Below are 16,370 nucleotides of genomic sequence, written 5' to 3' on the forward strand. Positions count from 1 at the left end.
CTTTATTTACAACCTATGGTTTGTTGCTGACCCGTTCATTATGGATAATTAAGAGGAACTAAAAAACAGATGTTATTTTTATTGGTTGTTCCTGTTTTGGTCGCATTACACTACTTTTTGATGAATGTGTTTTATAATGGGCTTAATTAGGAAGAGCTATCTTTAAAAGGTTCATTATTTGTCTGATCTAAACATGATGCGTTACTACACGCGGCTAGAGTCGTTCGAGCCAAACATTTCTCATTCAGTCACCCTAGCCGAAGTAGCGGATATGCTGTTTACAAGCTTGCGTCACGCTCGAACCTTACTTGGTAAGATGCATCAAGCTGAATGGGTGGTGTGGGAGCCAAAAGTTGGCAGGAATCAACGCTCTAACTTAACACTGCGTTTTAGCAATTCAGAGTTGGCGCAGCATGTTGCAAGTAAACTGATAGAGCAGGGCAAGTACGAAAAAGCACTTTCCATATTGGATAATGACCGCGCTGTGTTTGGTTCTTTACTGCAAGAAACTTCCGGCGCGACCATGCGTGAAGGGCTGCTGCACGTTCAATTAACCTATAAGCGTAAGTTTGAGGATTTGTTTCCGCACCATATACACCGCAGTAGCGAACGATTTTTGATAAGACAGGTTTTTAGCTGCCTAGTGACGTGTAATGGTAAAGGTGAGTTAAAGCCTGAATTAGCTCACCATTGGGAATATGACACAGAGCAACTGGTTTGGACTTTCTATCTGCGCCCCGGTCTGACTTTTCATGATGGTCAGCCAGTAGATGCCAAGCAGCTGGTTGCTTTGTTTACTGCTCTACAAGCTCTGCCTTTCTATCAAGCTGAGTTAGATCATGTCGCTTCCATCTACAGTGAGCAGCCATTAAGGATCAGTTTTAAATTAACCCAAGCGGACACAGGTTTTGCGGGGTTGCTTGCTGGTGTTAAGTATTCGATTCAACCCGCCGAGCAAGTGATGCGTGAACCATTACCATTGAGCTCAATGTCTCATGCTGTGATCGGTACTGGCCCTTTCAGAGTGGTTGAAACCAATAGTGAGCGCATCAAGCTCTCGGCATTCGAACACTTTTACGGGTGTCGCTCTTTAACCGATGAAGTGACTATTTGGCAGTTTGAAGAGTCGATGACAGGTAGTGCTCGATTCGATGATAGCCAGATGCAGGTGTCACCTTATGAAGACTCCGCCTGTTTTCACCAATTAGGGAAAAGCGACACTGAGCTAGTCTCGGCTGAAACTGACGGGCTTCGTAGTCGAATCGAAGATGGTTGTTTGTTTGTTCTGTTCAATCAAAACTCAGCAGTGAATCCGTTAAGCGACGAGCAACGTAAGTACCTATCAGCCCTTGCAAACCCTCAGGCTATTTTGGCGCAACTGGAGCAAAACCAAGGATTATTCAGTGTCTCTTTGGCTCAGAACATATTGCCAAGTTGGCAGAAGCTGTATCGAACGCCTTCCAGAGAGAGCGAGTTGCCTAAGAAATTGAGCATTGCGGTATATAACTACTATGCCCTTTATCGGTGTGCCATTTCCGTGTCGGACATCCTTAAACGACATGGAGTGGAAGTTGAAGTGAACACCTATAGCTTTCGAGAGTTGGCGCTGCTTTCTCAGCGGGGCGATTTAAAAGAAGATTTGGTATTGTGTAACCTGAATCTCGATGATAATGCGCCATCTTCGCTGTTCTCGTGGTTGATGAATGACCCTGTATTGCATTCCGCGCTCGGAGAGATGAACAGTGATTGGCTTAAACAGCGCTTAGATCATCACAAAGCCTCAGTTGAACTGCCGAATTACTTGGCAGAGTTGGAGCCTGTTGCATCGACGTTGATTTCTGATTATTGGCTAGTGCCTATGTTCCATCACCTACAAACCGTGCGTTTTCAAGGCATTTTGAAAAACGTGGCCATTACCAACTGGGGATGGCCAGATTTCAAGAATGTATGGTCTGCTGATTAACCTTTCTTACTAGCTAAATAACTAAGTTAACTCGTTGCCAAAATTGGTTTTGACACGCTTACGTCTAGATAAATTAAAAATTACACTCGGTGGTTTACTTTTTGGTTTTGGCATATAAACTAGTCGGTGTAGTTTATGTGTTGGGTCTATCCCAACGGTTAAAGAGATACCAATGAAAAAATATCTATTACCGATTTTAGGAGTACTTGCCGTGGTCGCTATCGTAAGCACAGGTTCACAATCAAACGACAATCTAGATAAGCTTCCAAAGAAGTTTGCTAACAGTGAGTTGGAATACAAATCGGGTATGTCTGATATTTTTTCAATCTTGAAAGCATACGTGACTGTGGAAAGAAACGAGCCAGTGCCGCGCGCTGCATTGCCTTTGATTCCAATGACAGCTGAGCAATTGATCGAAGAACAAGACGACGTTGCTTACCGCTTAGGTCACTCAAGCGTGATGATGAAGCTGGATGGCAAGTTAGTGATGACTGACCCTGTGTTCAGTGATCGTGCATCACCGGTGCAATGGATGGGACCAAAGCGTTTTCATCCGACACCAATCACACTGCAAGACCTACCCGATATTGATGTGGTGGTGATCAGCCATGATCACTACGACCATTTAGACAAAGGTGCCGTGAAGGTATTAGCCGACAAAGTAGGGACGTTCTTAGTGCCATTAAGAGTGGGCGCACTGTTGGAAAAGTGGGGCGTGGATAAAGAGAAGATCATCGAATTGAACTGGTGGGAATCGGCAACGGCCTCAGACATTGAGTTCACGTTGACACCGACACAGCATTTCTCTGGTCGTGGCTTGCTTGATCGTGACCAAACACTGTGGGGCAGTTGGGTTATTAACGCTTCAGACAAGAAAGTCTTCTTTAGCGGTGATTCTGGTTACTTCAATGGCTTTAAAGAGATTGGCGACCGTTTTGGGCCGTTTGATTTAACCATGGTTGAAACGGGTGCGTATAACTCACTTTGGGCGGATATTCATATGTTCACAGAACAGAGTGTTCAGGCACACATTGATCTGCAAGGTAAGGTGATGATGCCAATCCACAACAGTACCTTCGACCTTTCTATGCATGATTGGCAAGACCCAATGGAACAAGCACTGGCGATAAGCAAAGAGCGAGATGTACAAATGGTAAGCCCGGTGATGGGTGAACGTTTGGTGATCTCAGAGCCTGTACCTGTTCAGGCATGGTGGAAACTAGCATCGAATTAGAGCTGTCATCCAAATAGACATAGCTAAACCACTAAGCTGTACAACCCAACTTATACACGAAACGCCACCGATCTTACGATTCGGTGGCGTTTTTTCGTTTTATTTTTAAGATCAGCTTTCTAAGTTCTGCGCCATTTTCTTCGCAATTTTTCTGAATTGTTCTAACTCGTCTTCGGCCATGCCTTTGGTCATTCTCTTCAGCATGTCTCGATCGATATCCGAGACCTTACTCATGATCTCTTGACCCTTATCAGTCAGAACCAATAACTGGCTGCGCTTGTCTTCCGGGTTCGGAGACTTCTTCACAAGTTCCTGATTGATCAAGGCATTAATGAGCCGAGTGACCTGTGCTTTATCACGATCTAGGAAGTGTGCGATATCGATAGCGGTACATGGAGACTTCTTAGTAATGATCTTCATGACACGAATGTTCATAGGTGCGATCTCTGAGTCTAAGCTCTCAATCTGTTCGCTCATTTGACGTTTCAAAGAGTGCACTAGACGAAAGATTGATTCTAGCGATGTGTTATCAGACATAAACGATCCTTAGAAATATAGTTGACATTATCAACTACTGTATTTATAGTTGACATTATCAACTTAATTGTTCGTAAATTCAAGACAGGAAATAGATATGACGATTCAAGCAACTCTAACGCCAACTCTTCCTGAGCAAAAAGGCACACCGGTTTTATACAAAGTTTTTGTCATGATGAGCTTAATGCTGACGATTGGCGGCAGTTTAACGGCTGTGATGACTTACATGAATGTCGGATTCGGCGAGGAATTTATTGGCAACTGGCTTTCTTCGTTAGCCCTTGTTGTCGTGATCATGATGCCAATGGGCACGGTGATGATGGCTTTAGTCACCAAAGCCGTTGCTAGAGTGTTCACAACTTATAGCGAGAAAGTTCGCAACCTGATCGTAGGACTGATCATGGCATTCATAATGGAGTCCATGATGGCATTTGTAACAGCGGCAAATAACATTGGATTTTCGGATACATCGGCGTTTACCAGTGGATGGTTTAATGGATTTATTGCCGCGCTTCCTGTTGGCCTTACGATCATGGTCGTAATGTCGATGACGGTTAAACCTAAGCTAGAACGATTCATGAAGAGCTAGCCAAAACATTTCACAGCATTGTAGGAGATCCACATGAAAGCATTTACAGGCAAACACAATAACTACCGCATCACTATTGAAGAAGTGAGCGTTAAAGAAGACCGCGAACTTCAAACCATGCAGTTTGAAATTGAAGACAGAGAAAACATGTTCGCGATTGTTGAGAAGATCAAACAAGACAGCGGCTTAGATGAGCAATCAGCAGCACGACTAGGCGTGAGTATCCGCTTACTCGGCCCATTGATGATGCAAGATAGAAAGCATCCTCTGTTTGTTAATTTTATGCCTCACTTCAGAGACTTCATGCAAAACCTTAAGAAGACCTTGAAAGGGCAGTAAAGCCTAACCATCAGCAACACATCGAAAAGCCAGTAACGAACTTACTGGCTTTTGTTGTCTTTAAATCAAAATAATTTCAGTTGTTTGCGTCTAGAATATGCGAAAATTGATGGCTGAATTTTCGGTGTAGCACCGTTGTTGAATTGTCTATTCAAGCTTTAAGAAATCCGATATTATACTGGTCATAAAACTAAAGGTGGTATTATATGACAAATGTATTTAAACAAGCAGCTGAAGAACTGTTGAGTCGTCGCGTTGCTGGCACCAAAGCACCAAGATTGGACGAACAGTACCGTCCGAATAACTTGGAAGATGCGCTAAAGATCCAATCTTCAATGATCGATTTGAAAAGCGATAAAGTCGGCGGTTGGAAGTGCTTACTTCCTCTGGCTGAAGACAAGTTTGTTGTTGCGCCAATCTTCTCGGGCAGCGTTCAACAAGGCGAAGTTTGTGAACTGTTTGCAGACAACGATGTAGTGCGTGTTGAGCCTGAAATTGCATTTACTCTTGCTAAGAGTCTGCCTGCAAACCAAGAAGGCTACAGCGAAGAGCAAATCAACGAAGCGATTGGTTCTTGTCACATGGCACTTGAGTTAATGCAATCTCGTTTTGCGGATGACAGCGGCGCTGAGTTCTATGAAAAACTGGCCGATGGCCTAGTAAACCAAGGCTTATTCATTGGCCCTGAGATTGATCGCGAAAAAGCGTTCACTTCTGCAGAGATCAGTATTGAAGTGACTCAAGGCGAGCAAGTTCAAGCATTCGACGGTAAGCACCCGAATACACTGCCACCAAGCCCAATTTACTGGCTGATTAACTACATGACGCGTCGTGGTGTTGATTTCCAAGCGGGTGAAGCAATTATCACGGGCTCTTACTGCGGTATCGTGGAAATGGAATTCGATAAACCAACGACCTTCCATTATGAAGGTATTGGCGAATACCAAGTAACCTTCAAGCAGAAACGCTAACTTCTAGCGACGCACTATCTGTTATCGAAAGGCTGTTTACTGATGAGTAAATAGCCTTTTTTATTACGTGATGCTCAATAGGGTTCTTATTACTTTGCATTAAATTAGGCGTTTAGACGTCTAGACGTTGACAAGTTCTAAGTGTGACATTAGTCTGCTCTCCTTCCTGTTCTATTGTGTTGTCGTTCCATGTCCAATTCAAAAAATTCTAACGCGGTAATTGCCCCTTCGGCAGTGGCGCTTATCCCTCTGATCGTTTTCCTTGCGCTGTTTATTGGCGTGGGTACATACCTGTCGCTACAAGGCGTCGATTTTGCTTTCTATCAGCTTCCAGCTCCGATTGCGGCTCTGCCTGCCGTGATGTTAGCGCTGCTATTGAGCAAAGATAAATTGAACCGTGCGATCGAGCAGTTCTTAGGTGGCGTGGGTCACAAAGACATTATTGCAATGTGTATGATTTACCTATTAGCGGGTGCTTTTGCTGCTGTGGCTAAAGCTTCTGGTGGTGTGGACGCGACGGTAAACCTTGGTCTATCGGCTATCCCAACGAGCATGATCCTACCGGGCATCTTCCTTATTTCGGCGTTCATTGCGACGGCAATGGGTACTTCTATGGGTACTATCGCTGCGGTTGCTCCTGTTGCACTAGGCATTGCTGAATCAGCTGGTATGAGTATTCCTCTAACCGCTGGCGTAGTGCTAAGTGGCGCTATGTTTGGTGACAACCTTTCTATCATCTCAGATACCACGATTGCCGCGACTCGCTCGCAAGGCTGTGAGATGAGAGACAAGTTTAAAGAGAACATCCGTATAGCACTTCCTGCTGCACTTATCGCGATTGTTATCTTTGCTTTCAACAGCACAGCAACTCAAGTTCCTGAAACAGGCCCAATTGAATGGCTGAAAGTCCTTCCGTACATCACTATCCTAATCCTTGCGGTATCGGGCATGAATGTGTTCGTTGTGTTGACGATTGGTATCTTGCTAGCGGGTGGAGTGAGCCTAGGTTCTATTGAGAACTACGGTATGACGGATTACGCTCAAGATATCTACGCAGGCTTTGGCAACATGCAAGAGATCTTCTTACTGTCGATGCTGATTGGTGGTTTGAGTGAGCTGATGCGTCGCCAAGGTGGATTAGCATTTCTGACTAACTTAGTGAGCGGTTTGATTCGTGCATTTGGTTCTTCTCACTCTAAGCAAGCGAATGGCCGCGCAAGTGAGCTAGGCATTGCAGGCTTGGTATCAATGGTGAACCTATGTACGGCAAACAACACCGTAGCAATCATTGTTTCTGGTAGTGTGGCTCGCCAATTAGCTGAAGAGAACGATGTATCTCCACGCCGCTCTGCAAGCTTATTGGATATTTTCTCGTGTGTGATTCAAGGCGTATTGCCTTACGGTGCGCAGGTATTGCTGTTAGGTTCGGTATTTAACCTATCGCCTTTGGATATTGTAGCTAACTCTTACTACTGTTTTGCTCTTGCAATCGTGGCTGTGGTTGCTGTGTTTATTAAACACCCAGCACGTCAAGTGGCTCAAGCTTAGTAACAATTGACCAAACTGAGTGCTCACTGGCTCTGATAAGAAGGCTCCTTAATAGGAGCTTTTTTGTGCGTGAAACTCATGGCTTGAAAATTCAATGTACGTCTTCAAATACAAGAAAACCGCCTATGTAGACGGTTTCTAATTTCGTTATAGCGGTTTTCAAGTTTATTGTAGTGTGAATGACAATTAGGCTTGAGAGCTTTAATTCAGCTTATTAGTCACGAACTCTTTGTTTCTGACCATTAGCCACATCAGGCCGCCTAGCGTACCGATGGATAATTGGATAAAGCCTAGGTTTTCAATCAGTGACTCTGGGCGGATTGAAACTAATACCATGCCAAGCGAGCCACAAATCATGCTGAAGAACTGTATCAGTGCGACGGCAGAGCCCGTGTCATGATCTTGTTGATTCAACATCAAGTTGGTCCCCGGTACTCGCATGATGATCGCCATTAATGTCGCTGGTGCAGCGATGAACATGAAGAACCAAGGGGACAGGTCGCCAATAGTTAGGGTGAAGATTCCCGCAAGCGCTAATAAAGCAAAACATCCTGAGATGACCTTTTGAACCGGCATTCGGTAGGACAACTTCATGTAAATTGTTGGACCAAATGAGGCGCACAGTGCATTGAATGCGAACGCGTAACTAAACTGTTGTTCGGTCAATCCAAAGTGATCGATGTAGATATAAGAACCCGCCGCAAGAAAGCCCATCAACGCCATCGGTATGATAGAGAAAATGACCAGTAGCTTGAGGAACGAGCTGTTTTTCATGACCACGCCCATTCTTCCCCATGAACGGAACATGGAACCTTGGTATTTGTTTTCGAGCGTTTCTCGATAGCAGCAAGCTAATACTGACGCAAATGCACCAAAAATGGCAAGGGTGACGAACATCATTCGCCAAGACGCAATTTTCAGTAGAAAGGCACCAAATACAGGCGCAACCATTGGCGCGATGATCACCAGTGACATGATAGTCGCCATGATCTTTTCACGTTCTCTGCCATCATAAAGATCTTTGACAATGGCGGTAGCGATAACGGTGATAGCACTACCAGCAAAGGCTTGGAATACACGAGCACCAATTAACTGTTCGATGCTATTGGTCATCGCGCACAATATGCTCGCGACCATATAACCCGCTAATCCAATTAATAGGATCGGCTTACGACCGAATTTCTCGCTGAGCGGCCCCCAAAATAAAAGACCAATAGCGTAAGTAACGAAGTAGCTGCTCAGGGTTAGGTTGACCATGGATCGGTCAGTATTAAACACGTCGACCATCTGCGGAAGCGCAGGTAGGTAAAGGTCGATGGTCAATGGAGGGAAAGCACTTATTATGACGAGAAAAAATAGCATACCGGTCTTTCCCAGTACTGGTTGTGGTCTCTTCAAGGTGGCTCTCCGTTGTCCAAAATAGGTTTTTAATTGGTGTGATATTGCTATACAGAAGGCTAAGGCACGTCAGACAAGAAGGATAGAGTCGTTCAAGAATATGGTGAAAGTAACGATGAACTTATCTCTAATGAGTTCGAATCTACGAAGTCGGTCTGTGCACTGAATTGTATTACAAAACATTATTGCTTTTATAGCTAACGAGTTCAATCAGTTAGTAGCAGTGTAGCTTGTAATCGCCAGCGACACATTGTAATGATTATCGACTTGGCTTGTTATCTTTTCTTTGGGCGTTTTTCGACTAAACCGTTACGCTCTAAACCACGTCGAACGCTGCTGCATAGTTTACCAAAGCGGCGCAGTTCTTCGAAGTTAGGGCCTTGGCCAATGGAAATACTGTGCTCCCAATACATTAACTCGCTGTCGACCATCTCAAGTAGTTTCTTAGAGCAACCCGAGCAATTTCCTTTTGGACCACAGATAAACGTCTCTGACTCGTAAAGTGGGAGTTCGTTTTTAACTTCTTCAATTAAGTTAAGCATTGCCGAGTTTAAGTCTGGCTTTTTGGATGTAATTGGCTTCAAGCTTGGTGCTTGAGTTGCAATTAATGGGGAAGTCAGTTTGTTAGGTTGTAAATTCAAAGCAGCTGATGACATATCAAAGGCCTCAAGGAGAGAAGAAGGTGGGCATGCTACTCTTCACAACAAAGTGAATCTTGATGTAGTGCAATAAGCGTGGAGATATACCCAAAAGAGGTAGGAGCCACAAGCGGTTGTGACTCCTTGTCAAAGCTCGGTACTAATGAGAGATTTTAGAATTCAGCGTCGAACTGGAATTCCATCCACTCTTTGGTGACTGGGTGGTGCAGCGCAAGTCTTTCTGCGTGTAAGTGCAATCGGTCGGCTTTATTGCCATACAAGCCGTCACCGACGATAGGCATGTTAAGGCCTTCTTGGTGTGAACAGTGAACACGCAACTGGTGTGTACGCCCTGTTTTAGGATGCAGGTAAACCTTAGTGGTTTGCCCGTTTCGCTCAATCACTTCCCATTTGGTTTCTGCTGGCTTGCCGTGTTCGAAGCAGACAATTTGACGAGGGCGGTCATACAAATCACCACGTAATGGTAGTCGAACATAGCCTTCATTTTCTGTTAGAACGCCTTCAATCATTGCCACGTAACGCTTTTCGACTTCACGAGTAATGAACTGCTTCTGTAAGCTCTTGTTCGCACGTCGTGTGAGAGCGAAGATTAGAATGCCAGAGGTCGCCATGTCTAAGCGATGAATCACAAATGGGCCTTCAACATCGGGATGCATTTCTTGAACACGTGTGTAGGCGGAATCTTTGATGGTTTTACCCGGCACAGATAGAAAACCTGCTGGCTTGTGTACTACCACGATGTGCTCATCTTGGAACAGAATATCCAGCTCTTTGCCTTCTGCTGGGTTCTCTAGCAATGGGTTTGGATCGACTTCTAGGCCTTTCATCATATGGCCTAAAATCGGCACACATTTACTCTGACAAGAAGCGTAGTATTTCTTGTGCTTGCGGATTTCCGACTTTGGAGAGCGGCCCCACCAAAATTCAGCCAATGCCAGTGGCGTGTAACCATGTAAGTACGCGTATTGCAGCAATTTAGGCGCAGCGCATTCACCAGAGCCAGCTGGTGGTATCTTGTTTGGCGTGTTTTCAAAGATCTGGTTAAGGTCTTCAACGTTCCCTTCCGCATTTTGGAAAGCGTATTGTGAAAACAACTTGTGCTGAAGCTGATGAGAAATGTGTGCTCTTTGCTCTTTTAGCTCAGCCAGTTGAGTGTTGAACACATCAACTTTAGCTTGCAACACTTGCAGGGTCTGTTCCCAGTTAAGTTTTAGGTACTTCTGCTGGTTCTTGTCGGCAACACTGGCTTTGTTTAGCTCATTATTTAGCTGTTCGAAAGCTTGCTCATCAAGGTTTTCTTTACCTTGTTCACGTTGTTCTTTACGCGTTTTTCGGCCTTCAATAATCAATAGACGTTGAGCTTCAATCTCTTGCTCGGCTTGCGCTTTTTGCTGTGCCAGTTGCTCGCACAATTCAAGGTATTCAGTATTTGCTTGCAGCGCTTTAAACTCAGCGTTGACAGCCATCATGTCGGCTGTGTCTTGATGGAAAAAGCTGTCGCTGCTGAGCATGTCGAACACGGGCGGTACAAAGTGAGGCAGTAGGTTTTGGTCGGCGATTTTCCCTGAAAAAGCAGAGAAGTACCCCAATTCACCTTCAGGGCTTTTCACCAATAACACACCAAACATTTTGCCGCGACCAGCGTCAGTATCAAGTCCGAAGTCATGCTGCCAGTCGGTTTGAGTTTCTAGATATTGTTGAAGCTGATGAGAAGCGATTTCACACAATGGGTGCGGTTCGTAGTAGAACGGGAATGTGAAACGCTCAGGCAACGAATATGACTCGATCGGCTGTTGAAAACGAGTGAAGCAATGCTCAGGTGTGTGGCTGTTTTCTGAGTCGTGCGTTGGTTTTGATGAGTGCATAGTCGTATTAATACTTATATCGTGGTGATAAATGGTTGTGAGTCTACTGTGTATGTTCAGAGACGTTAAACACAGTACAAGGCGGCGATTCTACTCTTTATCGAAAAGCGCCTCAAATAAGAAATAGTTCTCTTACTGGGTAGCCAAGCGACGAGCCTATGAGTTATGGCTTGAACGCCATTAATTGATGAGTAACTTCTCGTTTTTAATCATAGAAGACAATTTAACAAACCAAGGGTGGTAGCCTTGCCGCCCTCTTATTAAAACTAAGGTAACGTTATGATTCCACTCAATACTTCGATTGTTTCCGGTGTCGCTATTTCAGAGAGCGACGGACAAATGAAAATGCTATTAATGAAGCGTGTTAAAGGTGAGTTTTGGTGTCACGTCGCAGGCTCGATTGAAGCGGGTGAAACAGGCTGGCAGGCTATCGTGCGCGAGTTTGAAGAAGAGACCCAAATTAAAGTGGAAGCTTTGTATAACGCGCAGTTTCTGGAGCAGTTTTATGAGGCGCACGTGAATGTGATTCAGCTAATCCCTGTGTTTGCGGTGCTATGCCCACCCAACCAAGCGATTGAACTGAATGACGAACACACCGAGTACCGCTGGTGTAATTTAGAAGAAGCAAAAGCGTTAGCGCCGTTCCCCAACCAACATGCCGTCTACGATCATATTTGGTCGTATTTTGTCGATAAGCCAGTCAATCCGCTTTATCGAGTGAAATTGAACTAATACTGGCTGTTTAAGATCTAGGACTTACCAAGGTAAGGGGCTAAAAAGGTGCTCACTTGCGCTTGGCATAACCCCACATCTACCTTCACACCGTGCGATTCAAGGATGGCAACTCCACGACCATTATTACGAGGGTCTGGGTCTAGCATCGCCACGACTACGTGTTTTACACCTGCTTTAACCAATGTATTGGCGCAAGCGGGTGTTCTGCCGACAAACGAACATGGCTCTAAAGTTACGTAAGCGGTAACCCCTTCCATTGTTCCGTCCGTTTTGTCGTTATAGTTATTGAGTGCTTCAACCTCGGCGTGGTTTCCGCCGACTTTTTGCGTGTATCCAACAGACACCACCTTATCGTCTTTCACCAAAACACACCCTACTGGCGGGTTTGGTTGGCAATCAGGTAAGGCTTGGCGCGAAGCTTCGAGTGCTTGCAGCATGTATTGTTGGTTCATGGTCGTTACTCAGTATGACGAGAGAGCGTAGCAGCTAGTCGCCACGCGTGGTTGATGAGTTGGTTAATTACTAACTTAATAAGCTAGTAAGTGGGGCATGTTCGATCTGATTGGACTTTTAGTCAATGGTTTTAGCGTTTGAATTCGACTGCTAGTTAACTGTGACTCATCGTTAACTTGGGCCACTGGGTTAGCCAACCTTTGGATTGCACTCTTTGATCAAAGATATCTCGGCTACGCTTTGGATTGGGTGTGATTTGCAAATCAAACAAACTCTCTAAGCCAAAGGCAGAAATACACTCGATGTTTCCATGGAGGCTTTGTTTCACGGCGACGGCGGTTTCTTTCTCTGGCCAATAACTCATCGCATCCAATGAGCCTTGGTAACGTTCATCCCCATTTCTAGTGTGCATGTAGGCTTGATTGCGAACTTGCCAATTCAGTTCGGGTAACCGTTGTTTAAGCTGAGCCTCGTATCTAAGATCCGATTCGTAAGAGATATCAATGGGATCAAAGTAGATCACATCAATATCATTGAATGGAGTCGGGGAGGCATAACCATGCTGGTGATCCCAAACGAGGTTTCTCACAAAGCCCGCAGCGACATAACACTGCGGCAAATCCAACTGAGCGACACAGTCTAAAACCTTCATTCGTAAGGGATCTTGTTTGATCAACGTGACGATGCGTTTGGCTAGCGGATGTATCATTATGATGTCGGAACATCAGTGACTTGGTAATGACGTGTCACGTTCTGGGAGATTTCACCCCATTCAGAGGCTTTTACTCGCTGTTGGTGCATTTCGAATGCTTCTCGGCTAGTGAATTCTTCATACACTTCAAAGCGATTAGGTTGAAGCGTGCTTTGACTGACTCGAAACACAATACAACCAGGTTCTTCTAGTGTCAGTTCTTTGTGCACAACCAAGGCATGTGTCACTGCTTCTAGGTCGTTGTCTGGCACTAGAATATGCCCTTGCAGAATTACTTTACTCATAATTACGTCCATTTAATTACGTCTATTTAATTACGTCTATTTAATTTGGTCCATTACGGCTTTTTTCTATCAAAAGCTCTATCCGTTACAAACATAATCCCATTTTGATGTTGTAACGTATAGGCTAATGTGGCGATTATTAGTTCACATTGAATGTATTTTTTAGTTACACCGTAACTTTAAAGGTGATGTAATCAACAAATGATAAGACACTGGAACTAAATCAGCGTTGGTCCGGTCTATTAAATTAGTATCATTGAACTGTATTGATACTGAAATGAATTTGTCATCTGAGAGAACTAACCTTAATTTTGAACAGCGGCTCATAGGATTGATTTGAGCCATAGTTGATATCTAGGTCGTACTTTGATGTAAATGGTACTCAAAACTCTATATATTTTGTGATTTGTATCATTGATCTGGGCATCAAACACCGTTAGATTCGAATGGTTGGCAATAAAAATAGCTCATGAAGAGCAGTTAAAGAAAAGGAAATATCCCTTATGAAAAAAATGAGAAGAGCACAGCTTCATCGCGTTCGTATCCAATACTGGAAAGACACGTCAAAAGAAGCATCAAAGAAATAAGCTTTAATCGTAGAGCTTTAAAAGCTGAAAAGCTTAATCAAATGTAAAACGCAACAAACTGATTTCATTAGCACTCTCAAGGACCTTCATCTGGTCGGCGACTAACGAAATCATCCCCAAAGAGCTGGCAGGCATTAACAACAATGCAATTCAATGTCAGCTCATTAATACCTCCTCTAAGTTTATCTTCGTTTGTTAAACCTGTTACCCCAAACTAAAGCTTGTTCCTTGTTCCTTGTTCCTTGTTATCGCATCCCTGTACTCGTTAACGTCTTGATAATAAAAAAGCTCCCGATTTCTCAGAAGCTTTGATTTAGATTTTGATATCTGATGTGACTGCCCGATAAAGGCTCGTGCTTAGGATAGACTCTAACGTTGGAACAGCGTCTTTAAGCTCACATCGTCCGTTCTATTTAGCTTTAGGCTCAGTAGATAGCCACCAACACCGATCAGTGCGTAAATACCTAAAGATAAAATCGGCGCTTCTGCAATCGCACTTAATGGGTTGCTTGCTATGAGTACATTCATTGGTAATGACGCGATGAGAGATAGGAAGTCATTGATGCCATAGAACCCAAACACTGCGACAGAGAGGAACTTAATCGCATAGCTTGAGATGAAAATGACAAGCAATGGAGAGTTTACCAGCTGCGAAATCGCTAGAGTGACGGTTGCCAGTGGCAATAAAACCAGTGCAACTAACATCATTCGTCCAAAAAACACGACCCAGTTGCTCAGCACATAAAACAGAGATTGTTGTTCAACCAATAGCGCCAGTTGTTGTTCACTTGAGACGTTCAATATCCAGAATAGAAAATCTGCGAACAGTACTAACAATGCACAGATAGCCGGAATCACCACTAAACCGAAGCCGAGTTTCACACCGTGAGTCATTGCGTTAGATACCGGCATACTTCTCCAAAACATCGAACTGCCTTCTTGGCGCTCTTTACGCAGCGTTTTAGGGATGTAAAGCGTTGATAGGATCAGTGAAATAAGGCCCGCGCCAAAGTAGATCACTGAGTTGAGGTCTTGTGCGAACTCTCTGTGGATGTCGCTCACGTCACCGTTCACTTGCATTTCGAAGAAAAACTCATGCTGCGCTGCGCCATTGAAGAACAGACTAACGAACAGTAAGAAACCACATAACGCGACAAACAGAGGCAATCGAGTGTTAATTTTGTGCTCGATGAGTTCTTTTTCTAGCATGTAAAAACTTGGATCCATTATGCCTTCTCCGTCTGTGTTGCAAGGAATAGATCTGCGAGACCAACGTTATAGATGTTACCCAGTGATTCAACTTGCGCTTTGTATTGACCTTCCAATAACCACTTAGTAGTGCCTAGCCCTGATTGTGAGGTCAGTGGGTTGAGTTTCTGAATCTCGCTTGAATGGTTGTTTGCGACTTCAATAATGAAATAGTCGCTTTCGATGTCTTCCATGCTCTTTTGCAGCACACAATGGCCTTGTTTTAAAATCAGAACATCCGTTAATAAATGTTCAATCTCTGAAACCTCATGGCTTGCAATGATCATGGCGCGTTCGCCGTCGTGGAACCACTCAAGTAGATGGCGATAAAAAGTATCGCGGTACAGTAAATCTAGGCCAAGTGTAGGCTCATCTAAGATCAACACTTGGGTGTCAGTCGCGATGATGATCGCAAGGTGAAGTTGTACTTTCATCCCTTTAGAAAGCTGCTTGATAGTCGAAGAGAGCTTGATGTTGGTGCTGCTTAATGTCTGTTCTGCTTTTTGCTTGTTGAAGCTAGGGTGCACACCTTGTGTGTATCGAAGCAGTTGTTTAACCGTCATCCACTCTGGTAACACGTTAACATCTGAAATGTACGACAAATGCTGCATGAGCTCTGCGTGCTGGTGGATAGGGTGGTAGCCGTTTACTTCAATCTCACCTTGATAGTTGTGTCCACCAAGCAGTGATTTGATCAGAGTCGATTTACCTGCGCCATTATGGCCCAGCAGACCAAGTACTTGCCCTGGCTTTAACTCAAAGCTGATGTTTTCGACACCCACTTGATTTGAATAGGTTTTGGTTACGTTTTTCACGGAAAGTAAAGTACTCATGACTTGTCCTTTATATGTTGTGCTAGCTGTTTCACGAGTTCTTCGACACTCATATCAATGATGCCTAGCGTCTCAGCGATGGCTGGGATCTGTGTGTTGATGAATGATTGGTGTGCAGACTCTTTCAATTTTTGAAGTGCCCCTTCGGCCACATACATGCCTTGGCCGCGTTTTTTCTCTACCAAGTCTTCATCCACCAGTAACTGATAGCTTTTCATGACAGTAAGGTGGTTGATCTTGAGATCGGCAGCAACCGCACGCACAGAGGGTAATGCTTGTTGCTCTAACCAAACACCCTGAAGAATTTGGTCACTGATCTTGGCGGCAAGCTGCCTAAAAATCGGTTGGTCTTCTTTCCATTCGGTCATAATTAAAACTGCATGGTGATATACATGTGTATAACACTAACCTTTTT

General features: G+C 44.3%; 17 protein-coding genes. 7 read left to right on the forward strand and 10 right to left on the reverse strand.

Translation table 11 applies throughout. The features are described from left to right. Window positions 1–178 precede the first annotated feature (178 nt). Complete coding sequence (locus AB4274_RS07435; protein ID WP_372111516.1) at window positions 179–1,963, forward strand: SgrR family transcriptional regulator; 1,785 nt, start codon at window positions 179–181, stop codon at window positions 1,961–1,963. Between the two features lie 172 nt (window positions 1,964–2,135). Next, entirely contained in the window at window positions 2,136–3,197 is a 1,062-nt protein-coding gene (locus tag AB4274_RS07440; RefSeq protein WP_372111519.1) for an MBL fold metallo-hydrolase, read from the forward strand. Between the two features lie 111 nt (window positions 3,198–3,308). On the opposite strand, the gene AB4274_RS07445 is transcribed toward AB4274_RS07440, so the two are convergent. Beyond that, the gene (locus AB4274_RS07445) at window positions 3,309–3,734 is read right to left on the reverse strand and encodes a MarR family winged helix-turn-helix transcriptional regulator (RefSeq protein ID WP_017060573.1); all 426 of its coding nucleotides are present in this window, start codon (window positions 3,732–3,734) and stop codon (window positions 3,309–3,311) included. 97 nt (window positions 3,735–3,831) lie between these two features. Here AB4274_RS07445 and AB4274_RS07450 point away from each other — a divergent pair, with 97 nt between their 5' ends. The 4 genes from AB4274_RS07450 (at window position 3,832) to AB4274_RS07465 (ending at window position 7,181) form a co-directional block, all read left to right on the forward strand. Continuing rightward, on the forward strand, window positions 3,832–4,323 hold the full coding sequence (locus AB4274_RS07450; RefSeq protein ID WP_372111521.1) for a DUF2798 domain-containing protein: 492 nt from the start codon (window positions 3,832–3,834) through the stop codon (window positions 4,321–4,323). A gap of 33 nt (window positions 4,324–4,356) precedes the next feature. Next, window positions 4,357–4,662 (forward strand): DUF3861 domain-containing protein, encoded by a 306-nt coding sequence (locus AB4274_RS07455; RefSeq protein ID WP_017069212.1) that lies wholly within the window; start codon window positions 4,357–4,359, stop codon window positions 4,660–4,662. Between the two features lie 206 nt (window positions 4,663–4,868). After that, window positions 4,869–5,633, forward strand: a complete 765-nt coding sequence (locus AB4274_RS07460) for a hydratase (protein ID WP_017069213.1) — start codon at window positions 4,869–4,871, stop codon at window positions 5,631–5,633. 189 nt (window positions 5,634–5,822) lie between these two features. Further along, the gene (locus tag AB4274_RS07465; protein ID WP_372111524.1) at window positions 5,823–7,181 is read left to right on the forward strand and encodes a Na+/H+ antiporter NhaC family protein; all 1,359 of its coding nucleotides are present in this window, start codon (window positions 5,823–5,825) and stop codon (window positions 7,179–7,181) included. Window positions 7,182–7,382: 201 nt separating this feature from the next. Here the strand turns inward: AB4274_RS07465 and AB4274_RS07470 are convergent, their stop codons facing one another. The 3 genes from AB4274_RS07470 to AB4274_RS07480 form a co-directional block, all read right to left on the reverse strand. Next, on the reverse strand, window positions 7,383–8,543 hold the full coding sequence (locus tag AB4274_RS07470; protein ID WP_372111526.1) for a multidrug effflux MFS transporter: 1,161 nt from the start codon (window positions 8,541–8,543) through the stop codon (window positions 7,383–7,385). Between the two features lie 311 nt (window positions 8,544–8,854). Continuing rightward, the gene (locus tag AB4274_RS07475) at window positions 8,855–9,235 is read right to left on the reverse strand and encodes a hypothetical protein (protein WP_017060579.1); all 381 of its coding nucleotides are present in this window, start codon (window positions 9,233–9,235) and stop codon (window positions 8,855–8,857) included. Window positions 9,236–9,390: 155 nt separating this feature from the next. Beyond that, window positions 9,391–11,103 carry an RluA family pseudouridine synthase gene (locus tag AB4274_RS07480; RefSeq protein ID WP_017060580.1) on the reverse strand — a complete coding sequence of 571 codons (1,713 nt, stop codon included), beginning with the start codon at window positions 11,101–11,103 and terminating at the stop codon, window positions 9,391–9,393. A 279-nt stretch (window positions 11,104–11,382) separates the two neighbouring features. Between AB4274_RS07480 and AB4274_RS07485 the strand changes: the two genes are divergently transcribed. Further along, window positions 11,383–11,835, forward strand: coding sequence for an NUDIX pyrophosphatase (locus tag AB4274_RS07485; protein ID WP_017060581.1), 453 nt, complete (start codon window positions 11,383–11,385; stop codon window positions 11,833–11,835). Between the two features lie 17 nt (window positions 11,836–11,852). Here the strand turns inward: AB4274_RS07485 and AB4274_RS07490 are convergent, their stop codons facing one another. The 6 genes from AB4274_RS07490 to AB4274_RS07515 form a co-directional block, all read right to left on the reverse strand. After that, window positions 11,853–12,290 carry a bifunctional diaminohydroxyphosphoribosylaminopyrimidine deaminase/5-amino-6-(5-phosphoribosylamino)uracil reductase RibD gene (locus tag AB4274_RS07490; protein ID WP_017060582.1) on the reverse strand — a complete coding sequence of 146 codons (438 nt, stop codon included), beginning with the start codon at window positions 12,288–12,290 and terminating at the stop codon, window positions 11,853–11,855. Window positions 12,291–12,445: 155 nt separating this feature from the next. Next, window positions 12,446–13,000, reverse strand: coding sequence for a nucleotidyltransferase family protein (locus AB4274_RS07495; RefSeq protein ID WP_102321050.1), 555 nt, complete (start codon window positions 12,998–13,000; stop codon window positions 12,446–12,448). Beyond that, the gene (locus AB4274_RS07500; RefSeq protein WP_017060584.1) at window positions 13,000–13,287 is read right to left on the reverse strand and encodes a putative quinol monooxygenase; all 288 of its coding nucleotides are present in this window, start codon (window positions 13,285–13,287) and stop codon (window positions 13,000–13,002) included. Before AB4274_RS07500 ends, AB4274_RS07495 begins: the two co-directional genes overlap by 1 nt. 956 nt (window positions 13,288–14,243) lie before the next feature. Next, complete coding sequence (locus AB4274_RS07505; protein WP_372111529.1) at window positions 14,244–15,101, reverse strand: hypothetical protein; 858 nt, start codon at window positions 15,099–15,101, stop codon at window positions 14,244–14,246. Next, window positions 15,101–15,955: an ABC transporter ATP-binding protein gene (locus AB4274_RS07510; RefSeq protein WP_017072200.1), complete on the reverse strand. Its 855-nt coding sequence runs from the start codon at window positions 15,953–15,955 to the stop codon at window positions 15,101–15,103. Before AB4274_RS07510 ends, AB4274_RS07505 begins: the two co-directional genes overlap by 1 nt. Continuing rightward, entirely contained in the window at window positions 15,952–16,323 is a 372-nt protein-coding gene (locus AB4274_RS07515; protein ID WP_372111531.1) for a GntR family transcriptional regulator, read from the reverse strand. The genes AB4274_RS07510 and AB4274_RS07515 overlap by 4 nt, the downstream gene beginning before the upstream one ends. Window positions 16,324–16,370 lie beyond the last annotated feature (47 nt).

It is taken from the genome of Vibrio sp. 10N.261.55.A10, from assembly GCF_041470825.1.
Lineage (GTDB): Bacteria > Pseudomonadota > Gammaproteobacteria > Enterobacterales > Vibrionaceae > Vibrio > Vibrio crassostreae_C.